The sequence below is a fragment of the Stutzerimonas stutzeri genome (assembly GCF_024448715.1).
Taxonomy (GTDB): domain Bacteria; phylum Pseudomonadota; class Gammaproteobacteria; order Pseudomonadales; family Pseudomonadaceae; genus Stutzerimonas; species Stutzerimonas stutzeri_AR.
Genome location: NZ_JAMOHZ010000008.1, coordinates 100,914 through 121,889 on the forward strand (window position 1 = coordinate 100,914; position 20,976 = coordinate 121,889).

General features: G+C 63.3%; 23 protein-coding genes. 2 read left to right on the top strand and 21 right to left on the bottom strand.

Going from position 1 to position 20,976, the window contains the following annotated elements; all coding sequences use genetic code 11:
• Positions 1–68 precede the first annotated feature (68 nt).
• The gene (locus tag NAV33_RS17275) at positions 69–536 is read left to right on the top strand and encodes an Lrp/AsnC family transcriptional regulator (protein ID WP_255982314.1); all 468 of its coding nucleotides are present in this window, start codon (positions 69–71) and stop codon (positions 534–536) included.
• A gap of 23 nt (positions 537–559) precedes the next feature.
• Here the strand turns inward: NAV33_RS17275 and NAV33_RS17280 are convergent, their stop codons facing one another.
• The 21 genes from NAV33_RS17280 to NAV33_RS17380 all read right to left on the bottom strand — a co-directional run bounded on the left by NAV33_RS17280 (position 560) and on the right by NAV33_RS17380 (position 19,528).
• A complete protein-coding gene (locus NAV33_RS17280) occupies positions 560–1,810 on the bottom strand; it encodes an alpha-D-ribose 1-methylphosphonate 5-triphosphate diphosphatase (RefSeq protein WP_255982316.1) in 1,251 nt (416 codons plus the stop codon).
• A 74-nt stretch (positions 1,811–1,884) separates the two neighbouring features.
• The gene (phnE, locus tag NAV33_RS17285; RefSeq protein WP_255982318.1) at positions 1,885–2,703 is read right to left on the bottom strand and encodes a phosphonate ABC transporter, permease protein PhnE; all 819 of its coding nucleotides are present in this window, start codon (positions 2,701–2,703) and stop codon (positions 1,885–1,887) included.
• Positions 2,696–3,481 carry a phosphonate ABC transporter ATP-binding protein gene (locus NAV33_RS17290; RefSeq protein WP_255982320.1) on the bottom strand — a complete coding sequence of 262 codons (786 nt, stop codon included), beginning with the start codon at positions 3,479–3,481 and terminating at the stop codon, positions 2,696–2,698. Before NAV33_RS17290 ends, phnE (NAV33_RS17285) begins: the two co-directional genes overlap by 8 nt.
• A gap of 46 nt (positions 3,482–3,527) precedes the next feature.
• Complete coding sequence (locus NAV33_RS17295) at positions 3,528–4,412, bottom strand: phosphate/phosphite/phosphonate ABC transporter substrate-binding protein (RefSeq protein ID WP_255982322.1); 885 nt, start codon at positions 4,410–4,412, stop codon at positions 3,528–3,530.
• 162 nt (positions 4,413–4,574) lie between these two features.
• The gene (locus tag NAV33_RS17300) at positions 4,575–5,831 is read right to left on the bottom strand and encodes an MFS transporter (RefSeq protein WP_255982324.1); all 1,257 of its coding nucleotides are present in this window, start codon (positions 5,829–5,831) and stop codon (positions 4,575–4,577) included.
• A 45-nt stretch (positions 5,832–5,876) separates the two neighbouring features.
• Complete coding sequence (phnP, locus tag NAV33_RS17305) at positions 5,877–6,623, bottom strand: phosphonate metabolism protein PhnP (protein WP_255982326.1); 747 nt, start codon at positions 6,621–6,623, stop codon at positions 5,877–5,879.
• Positions 6,614–7,171 (bottom strand): phosphonate metabolism protein/1,5-bisphosphokinase (PRPP-forming) PhnN, encoded by a 558-nt coding sequence (phnN, locus tag NAV33_RS17310; RefSeq protein ID WP_255982328.1) that lies wholly within the window; start codon positions 7,169–7,171, stop codon positions 6,614–6,616. The genes phnP and phnN overlap by 10 nt, the downstream gene beginning before the upstream one ends.
• Positions 7,172–7,182: 11 nt before the next feature.
• Entirely contained in the window at positions 7,183–8,328 is a 1,146-nt protein-coding gene (locus tag NAV33_RS17315) for an alpha-D-ribose 1-methylphosphonate 5-triphosphate diphosphatase (RefSeq protein WP_255982330.1), read from the bottom strand.
• Entirely contained in the window at positions 8,318–9,019 is a 702-nt protein-coding gene (phnL, locus tag NAV33_RS17320) for a phosphonate C-P lyase system protein PhnL (protein WP_255982332.1), read from the bottom strand. The genes NAV33_RS17315 and phnL overlap by 11 nt, the downstream gene beginning before the upstream one ends.
• 401 nt (positions 9,020–9,420) lie before the next feature.
• The gene (gene phnK, locus NAV33_RS17325; protein WP_255982334.1) at positions 9,421–10,233 is read right to left on the bottom strand and encodes a phosphonate C-P lyase system protein PhnK; all 813 of its coding nucleotides are present in this window, start codon (positions 10,231–10,233) and stop codon (positions 9,421–9,423) included.
• On the bottom strand, positions 10,230–11,105 hold the full coding sequence (locus NAV33_RS17330; RefSeq protein ID WP_255982622.1) for an alpha-D-ribose 1-methylphosphonate 5-phosphate C-P-lyase PhnJ: 876 nt from the start codon (positions 11,103–11,105) through the stop codon (positions 10,230–10,232). The genes phnK and NAV33_RS17330 overlap by 4 nt, the downstream gene beginning before the upstream one ends.
• Positions 11,106–11,107: 2 nt before the next feature.
• Positions 11,108–12,220, bottom strand: coding sequence for a carbon-phosphorus lyase complex subunit PhnI (locus NAV33_RS17335; RefSeq protein WP_255982336.1), 1,113 nt, complete (start codon positions 12,218–12,220; stop codon positions 11,108–11,110).
• Positions 12,220–12,819 carry a phosphonate C-P lyase system protein PhnH gene (gene phnH, locus NAV33_RS17340; protein ID WP_255982338.1) on the bottom strand — a complete coding sequence of 200 codons (600 nt, stop codon included), beginning with the start codon at positions 12,817–12,819 and terminating at the stop codon, positions 12,220–12,222. Before phnH ends, NAV33_RS17335 begins: the two co-directional genes overlap by 1 nt.
• A complete protein-coding gene (phnG, locus tag NAV33_RS17345; RefSeq protein ID WP_255982342.1) occupies positions 12,819–13,271 on the bottom strand; it encodes a phosphonate C-P lyase system protein PhnG in 453 nt (150 codons plus the stop codon). The genes phnH and phnG overlap by 1 nt, the downstream gene beginning before the upstream one ends.
• Positions 13,271–13,975, bottom strand: coding sequence for a phosphonate metabolism transcriptional regulator PhnF (gene phnF, locus NAV33_RS17350; RefSeq protein WP_255982344.1), 705 nt, complete (start codon positions 13,973–13,975; stop codon positions 13,271–13,273). Before phnF ends, phnG begins: the two co-directional genes overlap by 1 nt.
• A 35-nt stretch (positions 13,976–14,010) precedes the next feature.
• Entirely contained in the window at positions 14,011–14,805 is a 795-nt protein-coding gene (gene phnE / locus NAV33_RS17355; RefSeq protein ID WP_255982346.1) for a phosphonate ABC transporter, permease protein PhnE, read from the bottom strand.
• A gap of 51 nt (positions 14,806–14,856) precedes the next feature.
• Positions 14,857–15,864, bottom strand: coding sequence for a phosphonate ABC transporter substrate-binding protein (gene phnD, locus NAV33_RS17360; RefSeq protein WP_255982348.1), 1,008 nt, complete (start codon positions 15,862–15,864; stop codon positions 14,857–14,859).
• A gap of 63 nt (positions 15,865–15,927) precedes the next feature.
• Complete coding sequence (gene phnC, locus NAV33_RS17365) at positions 15,928–16,773, bottom strand: phosphonate ABC transporter ATP-binding protein (RefSeq protein WP_255982350.1); 846 nt, start codon at positions 16,771–16,773, stop codon at positions 15,928–15,930.
• A 180-nt stretch (positions 16,774–16,953) separates the two neighbouring features.
• Positions 16,954–17,370: a DUF192 domain-containing protein gene (locus NAV33_RS17370; protein WP_255982352.1), complete on the bottom strand. Its 417-nt coding sequence runs from the start codon at positions 17,368–17,370 to the stop codon at positions 16,954–16,956.
• 35 nt (positions 17,371–17,405) lie between these two features.
• Positions 17,406–18,677, bottom strand: a complete 1,272-nt coding sequence (locus NAV33_RS17375) for a cation:proton antiporter (protein ID WP_255982354.1) — start codon at positions 18,675–18,677, stop codon at positions 17,406–17,408.
• 62 nt (positions 18,678–18,739) lie between these two features.
• The gene (locus tag NAV33_RS17380) at positions 18,740–19,528 is read right to left on the bottom strand and encodes a DNA-formamidopyrimidine glycosylase family protein (RefSeq protein ID WP_255982355.1); all 789 of its coding nucleotides are present in this window, start codon (positions 19,526–19,528) and stop codon (positions 18,740–18,742) included.
• A gap of 263 nt (positions 19,529–19,791) precedes the next feature.
• On the opposite strand from NAV33_RS17380, the gene NAV33_RS17385 reads away from it, so the two are divergent.
• The gene (locus NAV33_RS17385) at positions 19,792–20,973 is read left to right on the top strand and encodes a PilT/PilU family type 4a pilus ATPase (RefSeq protein WP_255982357.1); all 1,182 of its coding nucleotides are present in this window, start codon (positions 19,792–19,794) and stop codon (positions 20,971–20,973) included.
• The last annotated feature ends 3 nt before the right edge of the window (positions 20,974–20,976 follow it).

Sequence of the window (20,976 nt, forward strand, 5' to 3'; positions counted from 1 at the left end):
TACTTTTGCGGTGTAAGCGCGATCGCGTGCATGATCCATTCACTAACAACAACAAAACAGGAACAACCATGCATACTTCGCTGAGCAGCATCGACCGCAAGATTTTGCTGCTACTGCAACACAACGCCGACCTCTCCGCCGCCGAGATCGCAGAAAAGGTCGAGCTGTCGCAATCGCCCTGTTGGCGCCGCATCCACCGCATGCAGGAAGAAGGGCTGATCGAACGCAAGGTCGCCCTGCTCAACCCCAAGAAGCTGGGGTTGAACATGACGGTGTTCGTCAACATCAAGCTCTCTGCCCACGGTCGCAGCAACCTCGACGAATTCGAGCGCGCCGTCGTCGGTTATCCCGAGGTACTGGAATGCCACACCATGGCCGGCGAGTCGGACTACTTGCTCAAGGTCGTGACCAAGGACATCGACAGTTACGAGCGCTTCCTGCGCGACCAGTTGCTACAGCGGCCGCATGTGCAAGAAGCGCATTCGCACATCGCGATGAGCGAGGTTAAGCGGACGACAGAGTTGCCGCTGGACTGACAAGCGCCAAACGCCTCGACAGGCTACGCCGGCTGGGCAATCTCGCCAGTTCGGGTTCCAGCCGCGCTCGCCTGGGTACCGGACCAACCCGCGACAGCAGCCCGCGAATACACGGCCGTCCCACCAACCACTGTCGCGTCCAGCGACAGTGGCGAGCCGTCGAGATCGCTGAGCAGCAGCAGATCGGCGTCATAGCCGGGCGCGATGCGGCCCTTGCTCGTCCCGAGGCCCGACGCCCGAGCGGGGTTTTCGCTGACCAGCTTCCAGGCGTCGGCCAGCGGCAGAAGTCCCAACTCGGCGATGGTGAAGGCAGCCCGAAACAGGCTCGGGTAGTGATAGTCGCTGCACAGCACATCGACCAATCCCTGCTCGATCGCCTCGCGAACGCCGATAGCGCCGACATGGGAACCACCACGAACCAGATTGGGCGCGCCCATCAGCACGGCTGCTCCATTCGCCTGACTAGCGCGTGCCGTCTTCGCGCACATCGGAAATTCGGCAATGGCGACCCCGAGTTCGCGAGCCGCGGCCACGTCTTCCGGCGTTTCGTCGTCATGCGAGGCCAGCGCGACGCCATATCGGCGAGCAGATGCGGCGAGTTCAATCGTCTGAGTTTCGCCCAGCGAACGACTCGCCTGCAGTTCTTCTAGGAATGCAGTCGTATCCGCTTCGGCCATGGAGACGCGTCGACGAAGCCCGGCCAGATAGCGCTCGACCTTTTTCGCGTTGTCCAGCGGCGGCAAGTGGTCGTTGAGTGAGAGCAGATGAATGCGACCCGAGGCGATCCAGTCCAGCAGCTCCGCGTGGCCGTCAGTATTGACCTTCTCGTGACGAATATGGATGCGTGCCTGGCAGCTGAAACGCGGCATAAGGCGATCCAGCGCACCGAGCAGCCTGCGTACCGTTTCACGGCTGCGCGGGCCGGGCTCGAATCCATCGGTGATGCTGTAAAAGAACATGGTGATGCCGTTGGCGACCAGGCTGGCGTCATTGGCCGCCAGCGCCAGTTCAAGGGGGAACTCCGTACCCGCGCGAGGCGTGATATCCCGCTCGAACGCATCCCCATGGAGATCGATGATTCCCGGCAACAGGTAGCGCCCCTGACCGTCCACCCGGCGGGTTTGCGAATCGCCCACGCCATGGCCGATAGCGTGGATCAGACCCGCTTTAATCCACACTGAGGTAGGGGTTAACCAGCCCTCCGGCGTAAGCGGACGCACGTTGTCGATAACCCAGTTCATTTCGGCTGGACGGGAAAGCGGTTGATCGGACATCTGCCCTCCATGTGGCAACACTGGCGCTTCGCGCCAATCAATGAATACAGCAACGATAAAAACGAACTGGCGGGTCAGATGCCCTGGCGCATCAGGCGCTGGCGCAGCCGCGAGGAACACTGCTCGACCGCGTACACCAGCACGAAGATCATCAGCACGATCGTTGCCGCCTGGTCGTAGCGGAACATTTCCATCGAGACGGCCAGTTCGGCACCGATCCCGCCTGCGCCAACAAGCCCGAGCACCACGGAAGAGCGCACGGCTTTTTCCAGCGAGAACAGGCCGGTGTTGATCAGGCTGGGCATCGCGCCCGGCAGCAGCGCCACGGCGATGCGATCCGCCGGACTGGCGCCAATCGAAGCGAGCGCTTCCGACGGTCCCGGATCGACTTCTTCCAGCGCCTCGGCAAAAAAGCGCGCACAGAAGCCGATGGTGTCGATGATGATCGTCAGCGTGCCGGCAAAGGTGCCAAGCCCGACCGATGCCACGAAGAACAGCGCCCACGCCAGGTCCGGCACTGTGCGAAAAAAACTGATCAGCGCCCGGGTGGCGTGCAGCACACCCGCATGTGGCGACGTATTACGGGCCGCGAGCAAGGCCAGCGGGACGCTCAGCAGAATACCGATGACCGTACCGACCAGAGCCATTTGAAAGGTCACCAAGATCGCTTTGGCCATCGGCCAGGCGCGGTCGGTGGCCGGAGGCAGCATCTCGCCGCCAATGGTGGCCATGTTCGGCAGCCCCCGGAGCAGGTCCGACAGTGACAGTCCCGCACTGGACAGCGACCAGAGAAAGAACAGCACGAACAGCCCAACGAGTACTTGGACCAACGCGCTTGGCCGCTCGAAGCGTCGGCCCAACTCAGGCGTTAACGGCGCAGTACGTTCAAGCATAAAAGCCTCGCAGGCTGGCCAGGGTTTCCGTACCGCTGGCGCTATCCAGCATTAAGCGCTGCTCACGCACGCCGATGATTCGATCCGCGTAATGCAGCGCATGCTCGATATGGTGCGAAACGAAAAACAGGGTCAGCCCGTTCGCCCGCCCAAGCGCTGCGAAGAGTTCCATGACCTCCTCGCCGGATTGCGGGTCCAGGCTTGCGGTGGGTTCGTCGGCGAACAGAATGCTCGGCTCCTGCATCAGCGCGCGAGCGATGGCCACACGCTGGGATTGGCCACCGGATAGCTCGTCGCAGCGCTTGTGCGCCAGATGGGCGAGCCCGACCTGAGTCAGGCAGTGCATCGCCTTTTCTCGGTCGGTCTGGGCTGCCAGCCCCTGCAACCAGTGCCGAGGCCCGCTATGGTGCGCGAGCGTGCCGTGCAGCACGTTGGTCAGCACCGACAGACGCGGCACCAGCCCATGTTTCTGAAACACGAAACCCACTCGGTTGCGCGCTTTGCGCAGATCGCGGCCCGACTTGCCGCATAGGCTGGTGCCGTCCAGGACGATCCGGCCGGCATCCGGCTCGATCAGCCTCACGCAACAACGCAGCAGCGTGCTCTTACCCGCACCATTGGCACCTATCAGCGCCACTGACTGGCCGGGCTCGAGGCGGAAACTGATATCGGCGAATACCGGCTTGTCGTTACTGGCGAAGCGCTTGGTCAAACCATTGACCTGTAGCGGGTAAGGCTCGGTCGCTACGCGCGGCAGTGCAGCGGCAAGACTCGTCATGCATGAGCTCCTTTGATTGGGCGCAATAGCGGTCTGAACCGGTTGCTCATTCGCCGATGAAATCGGCGTATTCGGGGAAGCCCGCAGTGGCGTACATCGACCGCACGTAGTTGTAATGGGTGTCCTTGACGTTGGTGACGAAGCGCATGCCCGAGTATTTCTGGTTGTCTTCACCTTGGAGAATCGCGGCAATCAGCGCATCGGAGTGCTCGACGAAGGCCTGACGCATCTTTTCAACCTTTTGATCGTCGACGTGGCTGCCGGCCATCAATACGTCGTTCGGCAGATCGGGACCGCGGGCGATGACGCGAAAAGCGCCTGGCTGCAAGCCGCCTTTTTCCATTTCGTCCTGACGCAGGCTGAGGAAATTCTGGTGGTTCATGCCGATGGCCGATACATCCCCGCGCTTGAGCGCTTCCCAGAGCACCGGAATCTTCGTATTGACGACCTCGACGTCTTTCAGCGGATCGAGCCCAGCATCAGCCAGCGCCTGGATCGGCCCCAGATGCTTGGAGGTGGAACCGACGTCACCGAGGCCGACCTTACTGCCCTTCAGATCGTCGATACTGTTGTAGGGCCCCTCGGCCATGGCAATGATGACGGCGAAGTAATCGGGGCGGGACAGGCCGGCGACGATCTTCGCGTCGGCGCGCTTTTGCATCACCACGTATTCGGCTGGGCCGGTGAGCACGAAGTCGACCTTGTTGAAACGCAGGGCCTCGACGGCCGCGGTGCGGTTGGTAACGGGCTGGAATTCAATCTCATAGCCGGTGACTTTCGACAGCTCGTCGCGGAATGCGCCGAATTCGCGCTGCAGCTCTTCCATACCGACCAGATCGGTCACCGCCAGCTTTACCGTTTCGGCTTGGACGGCTGAAACCAGGCAAACCAGACCGGCCAGCACTACTCCAACGTTTTTGATCAGCGACATCGTCCGTGGCCTCCATCGGCTATATAGAGTCGAACCACTGTCGCAGTGCTATCTGACTGACGCGTGAAGGTCTTGTGATTAATCGGTGACTTGTCTAGCAACTGATCGAAAAGCGCGCCTGTGCAAGTGGAGCCGCACCGCCATGCGCAAACGCGAACGGCGCTAAGCGGCCGGCTCTGCCAGCGCGCTTCGCCTCTGCACCCGACCGGCACGGAACAGGGCCGCGGGTCCGGCGAGCAAGCACAGCCCCATTAGCGCGAACGCCGCCCACCAACCCGCCAGCTGCTCGTCGCCCAGCCAGTCGAGCACCATGCCGAACAGCAAAGGCCCGAGGAACGCACCGGTAAAGCCGGTGCAGGAATACAGCGCCATGACGGCGCCGCGATGACTGGCGGGCGCCACCGCCACCAACCCGGCAGTCAGCGCAGCAGAGTCGGCCGTGACCGTAACGCTATAGCAAATGATCAGCACCAGCAGCGCCCAGAATGGCAGCGCCGCGCCGAGTCCGAGCAGGCAGGCCAACAGCGCCGAAAACAGCATCACTGCGACCAGCCAACGCTGCCGGCCAAAACGGATCGCCATTTCGTTACCGAGGATGCTGGCCGGCATGCCGATGAGCGTTGCGATCATCGCCACCCAGGTTCCGCTCAGCCAGGGCGATTGGCCCTGCCAATCACCGGCGAACACGATGAAGGCCACCAGCCAGGCGCGGAAGGCGAACAATTCCAGATTATGCATGGCATAGGCCAGGCAATAGGCGATGACGGAGCGTTCCATCAGCGGCGCCAGGTCGAGCAGGCGTCGCGGCTCATGCTCGGCGACCGGCTTTGGCGGTAACCCGCGCCACACCATCACCCAGGCCAATAGCGCGCAGCCCCCGCTGAGCAGTGCCGGCAATTGCCAACCGCCAAGCTTGGCCAACTCGCCAGAAAGCAGGAAGGACAGCGCCGTGCCGAGGCCGAAGCTTGCCGTGTAAAACGCGATGGCGCGCGATTGTGCCGGCCCTTCGATGCGCTCGGACAGGGCCTTGAGCCCTGGCATGTAGGTGCCGGCCATGCCGATACCGGCGAGGACACGCCAGAGCAGCGCCGACCAGAAGCCATCGGCCAGCACGAAGCCGGCGCTGGCGAACGCGGTCAGCAGCATGGCCCAGAGGTAGATCAGCCGCGCATCGTGGCGATCGGTCAGCCCCGTCAGTATCGGCACCGCGAGCATGTAACCGAGAAAGAAGCCGCCGCCGATCCAGCCCGCCTCGGTGTTGTTCAGGTCCCAGAGTGACTGAAACTCGGGCAGCAGCGCCGCGAACAGCGCGAATCCGGCCATGCCCAGGGTTTCCGCGATGCACATCACCAAGGTCAACCGGCGCGCGGTCGAGCTCAGTTGGACAGCGGGTGGCGGTGAGGCGTCGGTCGGATTCATTCGGCATCCATCTTGGTGGCGACTTCCCTGCGGGTCCAGCGTATCTCAGAGAGACTGGCCGTCGGCGGCCAGGCTGACTCCGGCTGGCAGCGCGTCGGGATGCTCCAGCAACCAGGAGTCCAGATTGTGGCCGATATGGGTCAGCACTGCCTGCCCCGGGTTCAGTTCGGCAATCGTCGCCAACGCGTGGGTCAGGTCGTTGTGATTCTGCGGTGACGCCTGAGGCGGGCTCGAACAGTCCAGCACCAGCAGGTCGAGCGTGCGCTGCCGCAGCACGCTCAAGCTGATATCAGGCACGCCAAGGGTGTCGGTGAGATAGGCAATGCGCCGCCCCATTCCCTCGAACAGATAGCCCTGTGTCGGCTTTGAATGATTGAGCGGCAACGCGGTAACGCTGAGCTCACCCAGCTCGCGACGCTCCAGCGCGGCGAACGGCTGGGAAAAATCCAGAATACCGGGATGCTTGTAGAGATCGGCCAGCCCCTCGGGGTCCTGCGGGCCATGCACCGGAATCCGCAGCCCGAGCCCCCAGCGCAGGTGCAACAGACCCTGGGCGTGATCGGCGTGGTAATGGGTTTGCAGAATGCCGCTGAGGCTACCCGGCGCGAAGCGCTCGGTCAGGTCGGTGAGGCCGCTGTCGACCAGCCAGCGCTGCGAGCCGCATTCGATCAATGCGCAGCAGGGTCCGCGACGCCAGGTCGAATCGGCGCGAGCCCGGCCACAGGCCACGCAATCGCAGTTGTACACCGGCACCTGACGGGCGTTGCCGCTGCCGAGAATGGTCAGGCGCATGCGGGAGCCTGGTCGATCAGCTGCAACAGGCGCTGCACGCTTTGCTCCAGCGCCCCGGAGTTGTCCAATAGCAGCGCCTCGCCCTGCCCCGCTGCCTGGAACTGGTCGTTGCGGGCCAGCCGTGCGTCTATTTCCTCGAGCGATTCACGCCCCCGTGCCAGCAACCGCTGACGCAGCACCGGCAGCGACACCGTAAGCAGGACCGCCTGCAGCTGCGGATAATACCGGCGCGCCTCGGCCAGATAGGCGCGTGAGCCATTGACCAGCACATCCTGGCCCGCGGCCAGCCAATCGTCGATCTCCCGGGAAATGCCGTAGTGCAAGCCATTGGCCCGCCAGTGCAGGGCGAAGGCGCCGGTCGCTCGCAATTGCTCGAACTCCGCCTCGCTGACCGCCAGGGCATCCTCCCCTACCGCCTCGGCTGATCGGGTGATGACGCGCCGGGCGATCCGACACCCGCGCGCCTGCAGCGGCTCGCTGGCCGCTTGTAACAGGCTGTCCTTGCCTGAGCCGGAAGGCCCCATCAGATAGATCAGTCGTCCCGTCATCCGTCCCTTCATCAAAACACCCTTCTGCCTTGCCGCCATACCTGTCGGACCACCGGCTGGCCATGCCTGTCGCTCGCCTGCAGCAGATCCGCACGCAGACCGGGGCGGATTTCGCCACGGTCGTCCAGGCCCGCTGCCTGAGCCGGCGCCAGGCTGACCGCGGCGATGGCCTTGGGCAAGTCATAGCCGTTGCCCAGCGCAGAGAGCATAAACGCCGCCTGCAGCAGACTGGCCGGATAGTAATCGCTGGAGAGTATGTCCAGCACACCCTGGCGTGCCAGATCAGCCGCGGCAATGTTGCCCGAATGCGAACCACCGCGAACGATGTTCGGTGCGCCCATCAGCACCTTCAGCCCACGGGCGTGGCTGGCCTGCGCCGCTTCGAAGGTGGTGGGGAATTCAGCGATGGCCATGCCGAAGCCGGCCGACTCCTCAACGTGTGCAAGGGTCGCGTCGTCGTGGCTGGCCAACGCCAGGCCGCGCGCCTGGCAGATCTCGACGATGGCACGGCGCTGGCGGTCGCTGTATTGCCTGGAGTTGGCGACCTGTTGGTCGCTGAACGCATCCATCTCCGCCGCGTTGAGGTGGTACTTGCCCATGTAGTACTCGCGGTATTTCTCCGTCTGAGCGAATTGGCGCTGGCCCGGCGAGTGGTCCATCACCGATACCAATTGCACCAGCGGATGCTCTACCAGATCGCGAAACACCGGCAGCGCATCCGGATGGCAGACCTCGCAGCGCAGGTGTAGCCGGTGATCGGCGCGGGTGTCGCCGGCGGCCTCGGCCTGGGCAATGGCGTCGAGCATGGCGGGTAGCTGCTGCATGCGCTTGCCGCGCGGGTTGATGTCGCCGATGGATAGCGCATCGAACACCGTGGTGATGCCCGCGGCTACGATCTGCGCATCATGAGTCAGCACCGCCGATGCCGAGGGCCAGTCGACACCGGGGCGCGGCGTCATGTGCTTTTCCAGATTGTCGGTGTGCAGTTCGACCAGGCCCGGTATCAGGTAATCGCCGCCCAGGTCCTGGGCCTGCGGCAACTGACTGCGCCCCTCGTCCAGCGCGGCGATGAGCCCGTCACGAATCACCAGCGTGCCGTCGATCACCCGATCCGCCGTGACCACACGGGCATTACTCAATATCAGTTCAGCAGGCATGGCGATGCTCCTCGGCGGCCATGTCCAGGTAGCGATCGGCGACCGCCTCGCGTATGGCACGGTCGTGAAAGATGCCGATCAGTGCCGCGCCGGCGGCCTTGGCTTCGGCGATCAGCTCCAGCACCACCCGGCAGTTGGTCTCGTCGAGCGAGGCGGTGGGTTCGTCCAGTAGCAGCACCGGCCACTGCACCATGAAGCCGCGCGCCAGGTTCACCCGTTGCTGCTCGCCACCGGAAAAGGTGCCGGGCGCCAGCTGCCAGAGCCGCTCGGGGATGTTCAGCCGGGTCAGCAGGCTTTCCGCTCGGGCCTGCGCCTCCTGCCGGCTCCAGCCCCGCGCCTGCGCTGGCGCCATGACCACTTCAAGGCAAGGCACCCGTGGAATTACCCGCAAAAACTGGCTGACATAGCCGAGGCTTTCGCGACGGACCGCCAACATTTGCCGAGGCTCGGCACCGACCAGTTCCAGTGCTTCGCCACGATGGCGCAGGCGGATGCTGCCGGTGGCCAGGTAATTGCCGTACAGGCAGCGCAACAGGGTGGATTTGCCGGCGCCGGAGCGTCCATGCAGCACCAGACACTCGCCGGGGGCCACAGTGAAGCTGACCTCGTTCAGTACGTTTAGGGTTACGCCGTGCTGCTGGTGGAGCGTGAAGGATTTACGCAGGTTGCGGACTTCGATCGGGTTGTTCATGAGTTACCTCGCAACGAAAGGAAGGACTGAAGGCCGTACCGGCATGCCTGATTTGCGAGCAAGAACTCGGCGGTGCTCGCGGCTCGCACTGGACCCTTGTAGGAGCCAGCTTGCTGGCGAAACTCTTTGCGCAAGACCGTTCGTCCCGGGCGCTGCCCGGTTCGCGAGCAAGCTCGCTCCTACAAAGAACGGAGGGGCCATGATCCAGCCCATCCTCCCGGCCCCAAGGACACCAGCCGTGCGTAATTCTCGAGCCAAGGGCTCGGCGCCCCCCTCGCTCCTACAAGAGCAGCGGGTAGCGTTGCGCTCGCGGCTTACATCGGCCCCCTGTAGGAGCCAGCTTGCTGGCGAAGCTTTTCGCGACGAGCCGACCGCCATACGCGGATTGCGTGCAACCCCACTCATGGTTGCAACACCGACGACACCAACAGCTGCGAATACGGGTGCTGCGGATCATCAAGAATCTGGTCGGTGAGGCCGGTTTCCACCACGCGCGAGCGGCGCATAACCATCAGTCGATCAGCCAGCAGCCGCGCGACGGCGAGGTCGTGAGTGACGATCACCACCGCCAGATCCAGCTCATGTACCAGCCCGCGCAACAGATCGAGCAGGCGCGCCTGCACCGAAACGTCGAGACCGCCAGTGGGCTCGTCCATGAACACCAGACGTGGCCCGGAGACCAGGTTGCGGGCGATCTGCAGGCGCTGCTGCATGCCGCCTGAGAAGGTGCGCGGTAGATCGTCGATGCGCGCCGGGTCGATCTCCACCTGGCTCAGCCAGTCCAGCCCGGCCTGGCGCAACTGACCGTAGTGGCGCTGCCCCTGGGCCATCAGCCGCTCGCCGATGTTGGCGCCGGCCGATACGCCCATGCGCAGGCCGTCGCGCGGGTTCTGCTCGACGAAGCCCCATTCGGTGCGCAGCAAGCTCCGACGTTCCGCCTCGCTGGCGGCGTAGAGATCGAGCCAGGCGCCGTCGCGACCGCGATAACTCACCGAACCCCGGTCGGGCGGGCAGCGTCCGGCCAGCAGGCTGAGCAATGTGGATTTGCCGGAACCGGATTCACCGACGATGCCCAGTACCTCACCCGGATGGAGATCGAAGTCGACGCCCTGGCAACCGGTATCCGGCCCGTACAGGCGAGTCAGCCCGCGGACCGAAAGCAATGGCTGGTCGAGGTTGCTGGCAGGTTGTTGCAGATCGAGCGCGGCGTTCATTCGGCGGTCTCCTGGGCGTCGCGGCGTTGCGTGCAGTAATCGGTATCCGAGCAGACGAAGCGCTTGGTGCCGGCGTCGTCGACGATGAGTTCGTCGAGGTAGGAGCTGTCGCTGCCGCAGAAGTCGCAGCACTGATCCCAGGCCTGGATGGCGAAGGGGTGATCCTCGAAGTCCAGGCTGCGCACGTCGGTGTAAGGCGGCAGCGCATAAAGGCGCTTCTCGCGCCCGGCGCCGAACAGCATCAGCGCCGGGCTCATGTCCAGCTTGGGATTGTCGAATTTGGGAATCGGCGAGGGATCCATCACGTAGCGACCGTCCACCGTCACCGGATAGGCGTAGCTGGTGGCGATATGGCCGAAGGTGGCGATGTCCTCGTAGAGCTTGACGTGCATGACCCCGTAGTCCTCAAGGGCGTGCATGGTCCGGGTCTCGCTTTCCGACGGCTCGATGAAGCGCAGCGGCTCGGGGATCGGCACCTGATAGACCATGATCTGATCGTTGCGCAGCGGCGTTTCCGGAATCCGGTGGCGGGTCTGGATCAGCGTCGCCTCGGGCGTGCGGGTAGTAGTGGCGACACCCGCGGTGCGGGCGAAGAAGCGCCGGATCGACACCGCGTTGGTGGTGTCGTCCGCGCCTTGGTCGATCACCTTGAGCACGTCCTCGGCACCCAGAATGGCGGCGGTCAGCTGCATGCCGCCGGTGCCCCAACCGTAGGGCAGCGGCATTTCGCGTCCGCCGAAGGGCACTTGATAACCGGGGATTGCCACGGCCTTGAGCAGCCCGCGACGGATCATGCGTTTGGTCTGCTCGTCGAGGTAGGCGAAGTTGTAGCCCTGCTCCGTCGCGCCGGGCTGGCGTTCAGTGACAGTCATGTTCATGCGCGGCGCTCCTCGGCATTGGGCTCGGGCTGGGCCGTGGCGGTCTCGTCGACCGGCGCGCGGCGCAGCTTGCGAATCAACTCCAGTTCGGACTGGAAATCGACGTAATGCGGCAGCTTGAGGTGCGAGACGAAACCACCGGCCTCGACGTTGTCGCAGTGCATCAGGACGAACTCTTCTTGTTGCGCCGGCCCCTGCACCGTCTCGCCGTATTCGGCGCCGCGCAGCGCACGGTCGACCAGGGCCATGCCCATCGCCTTGCGCTCGGCGTAGCCGAAGGCCAGCCCGTAGCCGCGGGTGAACTGCGGATCGATGCCCTGACCGCCAACGAATTGGTTGACCATCTCGCACTCGGTGACTTCGATATCACCCAGCGGCACGGCGAAGCCCAGCTCCGGCGGCTCCATCCAGACCTCCACCTGACCAATGCGGATTTCCCCGGCGAACGGATGGTTGCGGCCATAGCCACGCTGGGTCGAATAGCCCAGCGCCAGCAAAAAACCTTCGTCGCCACGGGCCAGCGCCTGCAGGCGTTGAGCGCGATCACTGGGAAATTCCAGTGGTTCGCGGGTGATGTCCGGCACGGCCTGATCGCCGCCGCGCTCGGGTTTCATCAGGCCTTCTGCGGCCAGCAGATCGAGCACACGCGGACAGCTCGCCAGCGTGGCGTCCGGGTCGCTCTCGGGGCCGGGATGTTCGCCCTCGGCGAGCAGGCTGAAGTCCAGCAGGCGATGGCTGTAGTCGAAGGTCGGGCCGAGCAGCTGACCGCCCGGCAGATCCTTGAAGGTTGCGGAGATACGCCGACTTGGCCGCATCTGCGCGGTTTCCAACGGCACGCTGTTACCAAAGCGCGGCAGCGTGGTGCGGTAGGCGCGCAGCAGGAAGATGGCTTCGAGCAGATCGCCGGCCGCCTGCTTGATCGCCAGTGCAGCCAATTCTTCGTCGAACAGCGAACCTTCGGCCATGACCCGCGCTACCGCCAACGGCAGCTGCTGACGGATCTGGTTGACGCTCAGTTCGGGCAAGGCAGTATCGCCGCGGCGCTTCTTCGCCAGCAGCCGGTGAGCGTTGTCGATGGCCTGTTCGCCACCCTTTACGGCTACGTACATCAGGCGACCTCCTCTATCGATGGCGCAATGCGGGTGCTGCGGGGCAAGCCAATCAGGGTCTGGCCGGCGGCGAAGAAAGCGTCCAGCCCGCGCGGAAAATCATTGCGCGCGGCACGCTGTTGCCAGAACGCGGCCGGCACCGGCAGGCTGACTTCGCGCTGACCAAGAATGCCGGGGCCGCTCCAGCTCAATGCCGCGCCACCGTCGAGGCCATCGAGCTGGACCAGCAATGTGCAGGACTGATCAGGAAAGCGTTCGCTACCGGTGCAGAAGCCGGACAGGTCGTCCAGCGCTTGCGCGTCAAGCAACGCAAAGTCCGCCAGTTCACGCTCAGCGACGATCGCGCAACCGCAGTGGAAGGCCAGGTTGGTGCGCACCGTTGGCGTATCGAAAGCCGGCGCCAGCCACAGCCGCGTCTCGCTATCGAGCAGGCTCAGGCACACCGCATAGGTTGCCGGTGCCAGCGGATCAAGGGCCGCTACCGGAATCACTGGCTGCACCAGGCCAGGCTCGGCGAGCGCCTTGAGCGCGGCGCGGAACACACGCTGGCTGTCCAGCACTTGGTCGTCGAATGCCGCATGCAACAGGTCTGCACTCATCAATCCTCTCCTCTCACCAGGGTGAAGAATTCCACTTTGCTGCTGGCCGTCTCGGCATCCTGCGCAGCGCGGTGGGTCGCCTGCGCGGCCGCTAGCGGTGCGATCATCTGCTCCTGCCAGCGCGCCTGATCGCGGCCCTGCAGATGCGCGTCGGCCAGCGCGGCCAGTTCGGCGTGATGCTTGTCGCGCCCGGCCACGTAGCTGTAACCGGTGCGGCCGTCGCCCAGGCGCACAACGCAGCGGGTCACAGTCATTTCGCCGAGGTTGAACGCAGCGCCGGTGCCGCCCATACGGCCACGCACCAGCGTCATGCCGATCTCCGGTGCACGCACCAGTCGATAGTCGATGTCCTTGAGTGCAGCCTCGTAACGCGCCAGCTCTTTGCCGGCACGGGCGAGCACGCCCATCCAGCGCTGACGAGTGGCAATTTCAGGGGTCATGCGCGTCTCCATCAGGTAGCGACCTGGTACTGGAAACGGTCGGCACGGCTGGTCGACAACGACAGCTCCACCGGCCGTCCGGCCAGGTCATGGGAAAGGGTCAGTACGGTCAGCAGCGGCGCGTGACGCGGCATCAGCAACTGGTCGGCCTCATCGGGCGTGGGCAGCCGGGCGCCGATCAGGCTGAAGGCGCGACTCAGCGGCAGTTCGCGCACGGCCAGGTACTGGCGCAGCGAGCCGCCGTTGTAATCAGCCAGTAACGACTGGCGGCTGGCGCAGAAACGGTGACGGATCAGGCTCACCGGTTGTTCGTCCAGCAGGCGCAGGGTGTGCAGTTCAAGCAACGGTGCGCTTTCGCCAAGCTTCAGGTAATTCGTTTCTTCGGCGGTGGCCGGACGCAGCTGGCGTTGCAGCAGGCGTGCCTGGACTCCGAGGCCCTGCGCCGACAACGACTCGCTGTAGGCGCTGCCCGCAGCCAGCGGATAGATCAGCGGCCGCGCCAGCACCCGTGTGCTTCTGCCTTGCTGGCGCAGTACGCGCCCTTCGCTGACCAGCTCATCGATAGCACGGCGCAGCGTGTGCCGATTGACCTCGAAGCGTGCCGCCAGCTGAGCCTCACCCGGTAGCTGATCGCCCGGCTGCAGATGGCGCAGTTCCTCACGCAACTGAGCGGCCAGCTGCAGGTAACGCGGCTGCGGTTGTCTAGACATGTGCATAGCTAAAAAAAGACGCGCGCGGCGTCCCTCTCCGATCAGATGAACAATTTGCGCAAGCGCTGGGAAACGATGTCGATCACGCTCACCACCGCCACGATGACGATCAGCAGTGCGCAGGTCTGGCCGAACTGGAAGCCGCGAATGGCCTCCCAAAGAATCACGCCGATGCCGCCGGCACCGACCATCCCCACCACTGTTGCCGAGCGCACGTTGGATTCGAAGCGATACAGCGCGTAGGAAATCCACAGCGGCAGCACCTGGGGAATGACGCCGAAGATGACCTCCTGCAGAGCGCTTGCACCGGTAGCGCGGACGCCTTCCACGGGGCCCGGTTCGATGGCTTCCACCGCTTCGGCGAATAGCTTGGCGAGCACGCCGGTGGTACCGACGAACAGCGCCAGCACGCCGGCGAAAGGCCCAAGACCCACCGCGACGACGAAGAGCATGGCGAAGACCATTTCATTGATCGAACGGCAGGCGTCCATCACGCGCCGGACCGGCTGATAGACCCACCAGGGCACGATGTTTTCGGCGCAGAGGATGCCCAGCGGAATCGCGCAGACGATCGCCAGTACGGTGCCCCAGAGGGCGATCTGCACAGTGACGATCATTTCCGTTAGGTACAGCTCCCAGTTACTGAAGTCCGGCGGAAAGAAGTCGGCGGCGAAGGTCGCCATATTGCCGCCGTCGCGGATCAGCGCCAGCGGATTCATTTCGGCGCCTTGCCAGGACCAGCCCAGCACTGCCAGGAACAAGCCCCAGCCGATCAGCTTGAACCACGAATGTTTCTGCGATGCGGCAACGGGATTAGGTGCGATCAGAGAAGTCATGGATGCTCCGGCAAACAGAGGTCGGCCGCCGCTTACGCGGCGTCCAGCGGATCAGCCCGCCGTAGCGGCGGCGGTTTTCTGCTCGATCTCGGCCATGCGCTGCTCAAGCGCGGCGAGTTGGGCGTCCAGCTCCTCTAGCTGAGCCTGCTTGTCGCTTTCGTCAAGCTTGCTGTTGCTGGCGACTTCGCTGCGCTGCTTGAACAGCTCCAATTGGCGAATCGGCAGCAGCTGATCGTCATCGGAAGCGCGGAACTTGCCCCACTGCAGGTCTGCCAACACTTCCATTTCGCCTGGCTGGTCGCCGTAGGTCATGAAGAACTCGCGGATGCCGGCCTTGGTCGCTTCCGGCAGGTTCTTGCGCCAGACCATGGGATCGGCGGGAATCAGCGGCGAGGTCCAGATGACCTTGAGCTGAGCGGCCTTCTCCGGCGCGGTCAGCTCCAGGCGCTCCATGCCTTCGTTGTTGAAAGTGCCGACGTCGACCTGCTTGTTGGCCACCGACAGGGCATTTACTTCATGGCTGCCATTGAGCGAGCGCTTGAAGATCTTGTTGGCGTCCACCTTGTTCTTGGCGAAGACGTAATAGCCCGGCACCAGATAGCCCGAGGTGGAGTTCGGGTCGCCGTTGGCGAAGGTCAGGTTGGCGGCGTTTTTAAGCATCGCGTCGACGGAGTCGATGGGGCTGTCCTTGTGCGCAACCAGCAAGCTGTAATAGCCGTGAGCGCCACTGGCGGCGACGGTTTGAGCGAAGATCTCGCCGCCGGCCCGGTCCACTGCTTCCATGGCCGACTTGTTGCCGTACCAGGCCAGATCGACCTTGTCGAAGCGCATGCCCTGGATGATGCCGGCATAATCCGGTGCGAAGAACGCGTTGATCTTCATCCCGGTGCGCTCGCTCATGGCGGCGAGGAACGGGTCCCAGACCGACCGCAGATTTTGCGAAGACTCGGTGGAGATGATGCCGAAGTTCAGTTCCTTGTCATCGGCATGAGCGCCGCCCAGCAGCGAGCCGGTCAGCAAGGCGGAGGCGGCCAGGACACGGCCAATACGATTGAACATGGAAAAGCTCCTGTCAGAGATTGACGCTTGGGTTGGCGTGACGTGGATCAAGGGAAGTGGTGTTCAGGCCTTGGCCAGGCTCAGCGCGCGAACCGGCGCCGGCGGCGCTGCGGCGGGCGAGCGGGCCTGATCGGAAAACAGCAGGCTGGCGTCGAGATCGGCGCCGTAGAGATCGTTGAGAAAACGGCTATCGAGATCGGCACAGGCGCCGTCGTAGTGGATGCGTCCATCCTTGAGCGCCACCGCCCGGCTGCAGTAGCGCAGGGCGTAGTCGACCTGATGCAGGGTCACTACCACGGTCTTGCCGTCGCGTCGGTTGATGTCGGCAAGAATGTCCATGACCTTGCGAGCGGACTCGGGGTCCAGCGATGCGATTGGTTCGTCAGCAAGGATGACTTCGGCCTGCTGAGTCAGCGCACGGGCGATTGCGACGCGCTGCTGCTGGCCGCCGGACAATGTCGAAGCGCGCTGATCGGCACGGTGGGCCAGCCCCACCCGCTCCAGCGCCGCCAGCGCCTGCTGCTTCTGCTCGGCACTGAACATGCCCAGCGAACCGCGCCAGCGCGGCATGCGACCGAGAAAGCCCAGCAGAACGTTGTCCAGCACACTGAGGCGGCTGACCAAATTGAACTGCTGGAAGATGTAACCGATGTCTGCACGCAGCCGCCTCACGTTGCCGTTCAGGCGTCCCGCCGACTGCACTTCGCGACCGAGTACGTGAATGCTGCCGCCGCTGCGATCACAGCAGGCCAGCCCGGCAATGTGCCGCAACAGCGTCGACTTGCCGGAGCCCGAAGCGCCAATCAGCGCCACCATCTCGCCGGGCTGTATTGATAACGCCAGATCGTCCAGGGCACGCTTGCCTGCGAAGGTCTTGTTCAAACCGTCGACACGGATAACTGCACTCATGACCGCACCTCATCGAGAACGACGGCAGCCGTTGGCGGCCGTCTGATGAGGCATGACCTTAGGGTCGGCCAGTGTCGCTTCGGTGAACGTTCTATGACTGTTCGATGACTTGTCTAAACAGGCGAGACGGGCCCCTCCATGCGCCTGCCAGCGCGGGTCGTCTAGCTCGCCGGTCGAGGGTTAATCGACTATGGGGATGCCCTTCACTTGATCACCGACGCCTTGTCGATGCTGACGAAACCAGCCCTGGTTCATCTCCAGCGCATAGCGCGCCGGCTCGCGCGAGCAGCGGATCGCGGTGCTCAGCGGTTCCAGATCGATGACATCGACGATGCGCCCCTGCTCGTCCATGAAGGCTGCGGACAACGGTAGCGGCGTATTCTTCATCCACAGACAGTGGCGGCGAAAATCGTCGAAGCGAAACAGCATGCCGCGGTCTGCCGACAACTCGGTGCGCTCCATCAAACCGCGTTCGCGCTCGGCTGGAGAACGGGCGTATTCCGCCTGTAGCCGCGTGTCGCCCACGCGCAGATCAAGTAGAGGTTCGGCGCCGACAAACGAGGGCAGCAAAATCAACGACAGCAAGGCGGCGCGCATATGGATGACTCCAGACACATTCATCGATGAGCCGCTCAGTGCGGGTCCGTCGCAACAGGCTGTGTGCCATACATTGATCGCACCAGAGGCCCAACCGTCAGGCCCTGCAATAGAATCGAGACCAGCACGACGATGTAGGTCAGGCTCAGCAACAGATCCCGTTCTTCTCCCAGCGGCAAAGACAGCGCGAGCGCTACCGACACGCCACCACGCAGCCCGCCCCAGGACAGGATGCGAATGGTGCCGCGTGTGATCTGCCGGTCAGTGACGCCGTGCAGTTTGCGCAGCGTGACGATCATCGGTGCCACGGTAAGCACGCGTGACAGCAGCACCGCCCCGCCCAGCAGCATCGCCGCCACCGCGTGCAACCAGCCGAACGGCAGTATCAGCAGCTCGAGGCCGATGAGCGCGAACAGCAGCGCATTGAGAATTTCATCGATCAGCTCCCAAAAGCCGTCGACGTAACGCCGCGTGCTGTCGGTCATCGCCTTCTTGCGTCCCTGATTACCGATAATCAAACCGGCGACCGCCATCACGATCGGCGCCGAAACGTGCAGATGGGCTGCCAGTGCCGAACCACCGAACACTAGCGCCAGAGTTAGCATGACGGACGGTTGGTGTTCGTCCACCTGACGCAGCAGGTAGAACACGCCATAACCCAGCGCAACGCCCAGCAGGATGCCGCCGACCGCCTCCTTGGCGAACAGCAGCCCGAAGTCCGCCAGACTTGGCGTCTGGCCGAGGCTCAGCACCCCGAGCAGGATGCTGAACAGCACCACAGCGGTGCCGTCATTGAACAGCGATTCGCCGACAATCGTGGTCTGCAGCGGCTTGGGTGCGCCGCTGCTCTTGAGAATTCCCATTGCAGCGATCGGGTCGGTCGGCGAAATCAGCGCGCCGAACAGCAGGCAGTAGATGAAATCGATATGCCAGCCGAACAGACCGAAGATGTAAAACGCCAGCCAGGCCACCACGAAAGTAGAAATCAGCACGCCCCCGGTGGCCAATATTCCGATGGGCCATTTGTAGCTACGCAGATCGTCGAGGTTGACGTGCAGGGCGCCGGCAAACAGCAGTGCGGGCAGGAACCAGGTCATCAACACGTCAGAAAAGTCGATGCGACTGACGATTTGCTGCATTTCGGTTTCAAGCACCGGATAGCCCAATGCCGAGAAACCCAGCGCGATCAACGACAGGACCAGCGCCGTCAGCATTACCCCGATGGTCGGCGGCAACTTGATGAAGCGGTAATTGACATAAGTGAAAAAGGTCGTCAGCGCAATGAACGCCGCCGCGAGATCGAGCATTGGAAACTCCAGCCAGTTCGTTAGCGGGCCATCTTATCGGTTCGCCGGACAGGCATTGCAATTCAATCGTCTGCCTCATCCACGGCCGGCTGCTCGATCCGTTGCATATCGTCGATTACCCCGTAGCGTTTCTGGCAACGCTCGCAATAAAAACTCCGGCGTTTACTACGCCCCAGCGCTTTAACTTTTACGAACGGGATATTGCAGCGTGGACAGGTCGTTTTGGTATGTGCCAACCAGTGCTTCTTGAGCGTGCCTTCGCGCTTCCACTGAAGAAATTCGAAGCTGTAAGTCCGAACCTCTCGTGCCAACTCGCGCTGCTTGGACACCGGCAATTCACCGATCAGCGACAGCGGATGAATGCGCGTACGGAACAGCACTTCGTTCTTGATAATGTTGCCGGAGCCCGAGAACAGCGTCTGATCCAACAGCGCATCGCAGGCGAGCAGGCGTGGCCGGGCGCGGAGTTTCTTGAGCGTCGCGCGGCCATCCCAAGCATCACTCATGACGTCGGCGCTCCAGTCGTAGGCATCATCCAGCGGGCCTTCGATGGGCTGCACCGAGCAACCGTAGAAATTCAGCTCGCCGTTGGCGAAGCCAAGGCTCAGGCGCGGCGCTGATTCCTTACGCTCGTTGATCCGATAGCTGCCGAACAGCAGCAGATGGATGCGCAGGGAAACGTCGTCCAGTTCGATCAGAAAGTGCTTGCCCCAGCTGCGAAACGAACGCACCGACTGGCCTACCAGTCGAGTCTTATCGAGCTTGGAGTTGCCCTCGGCACGTTCGATGACCTGCCCGGTAAACGGCGCGACTTCTTCGCGAAGAATGACAATGGACGGACCTTCGGGCATGGCGATATCGCTTCGGCTAGGCGTTACCGATATCGACTGGCGCCGGGCGTGAAGGTGCGACGGAGACGACCAAGCGTGATGAAGACTGATCTACGCTCGTGAGCGCGAGCCGATCTCTGCCGCACCAACGGGCTATCCGTGACCGGAACCAGTTCACGCGCTCGGCGTTGTGCCGGCAGGCGCGGGCCCATACAGTGGATGCCAGCCGTGGCGCCGCGGCTTTGCCCGCGCCCCTGCCCACAAATCTCGTCTGGATGTAGCCGATGGATATCAAACCCTTATTGAAAACACTGGCCGCCCAGGATGGCTCCGACCTGTTTCTCTCCACTGGCGCGCCGCCCTGCGCCAAGTTCAACGGCGTGCTCAAGGCCTTGTCAGCCGAGCCACTGAAACCCGGCGACATCGCTACCATCGCCGACGCCATCATGGATGCGGAGCAGCGTGCCGAATTCGAACGCGAGCTGGAAATGAACCTGGCGATCTCGGTGCCGGGCGTGGGGCGCTTCCGCATCAATATCTTCAAGCAGCGCAACGAGGTTTCGATCGTCGCGCGCAATATCAAGCTGGACATCCCCGTTTTCGAGGACCTCAAGCTGCCCAAGGTGCTGCTCGACGTCATCATGGAAAAGCGCGGTCTGGTGTTGTTCGTCGGCGGTACTGGCTCGGGCAAGTCCACCTCGCTGGCGGCCCTGATCGATTACCGCAACCGCAACAGCGGTGGGCACATCATCACCATTGAGGACCCGGTGGAATATGTGCATCGGCATAAGAAATCGATCATCAACCAGCGCGAGGTCGGGGTGGATACCCGCAGCTTCCATGCCGCGCTGAAGAACACTCTGCGCCAGGCGCCGGACGTGATTCTGATCGGCGAGATTCGTGACCGCGAAACCATGGAGCACGCCCTGGCATTCGCCGATACCGGCCATCTGGCGATCTCCACCCTGCACGCCAACAACGCCAACCAGGCGCTGGATCGCATCATCAATTTTTTCCCCGAAGAGCGTCGTCCGCAGTTGCTCAACGACTTGGGCAACAACCTCAAGGCGTTCATCTCTCAGCGGCTGGTGAAAACCCGCGATGGCAAGCGTCGAGCCGCGGTGGAGGTGATGCTCGGCACGCCGACGATTCGCGATCTGATCAAGCGCAACGAGTTCAGCGAGCTCAAGGAGATCATGGAAAAGTCGAAGAACCTGGGTATGCAGACCTTCGACCAAGCGCTCATCGACTTGGTCAACGAAGGGGTACTGGACGAGGAAGAAGCGACCAAGAACGCCGACTCGGCGAACAATGTGCGGCTCAAACTAAAGCTGCACCGCGACGGCGGTGTGGCGGCGGCCCCGAGCAACGCGCCAGAGTCGCCGCAGGCGGTCGGCAACGCAAGCTGGGGTGATCTCAAGCTGGAAGAGCTCGACGATCCGCAGGATGAGAACGGCCATCCCTGAAGT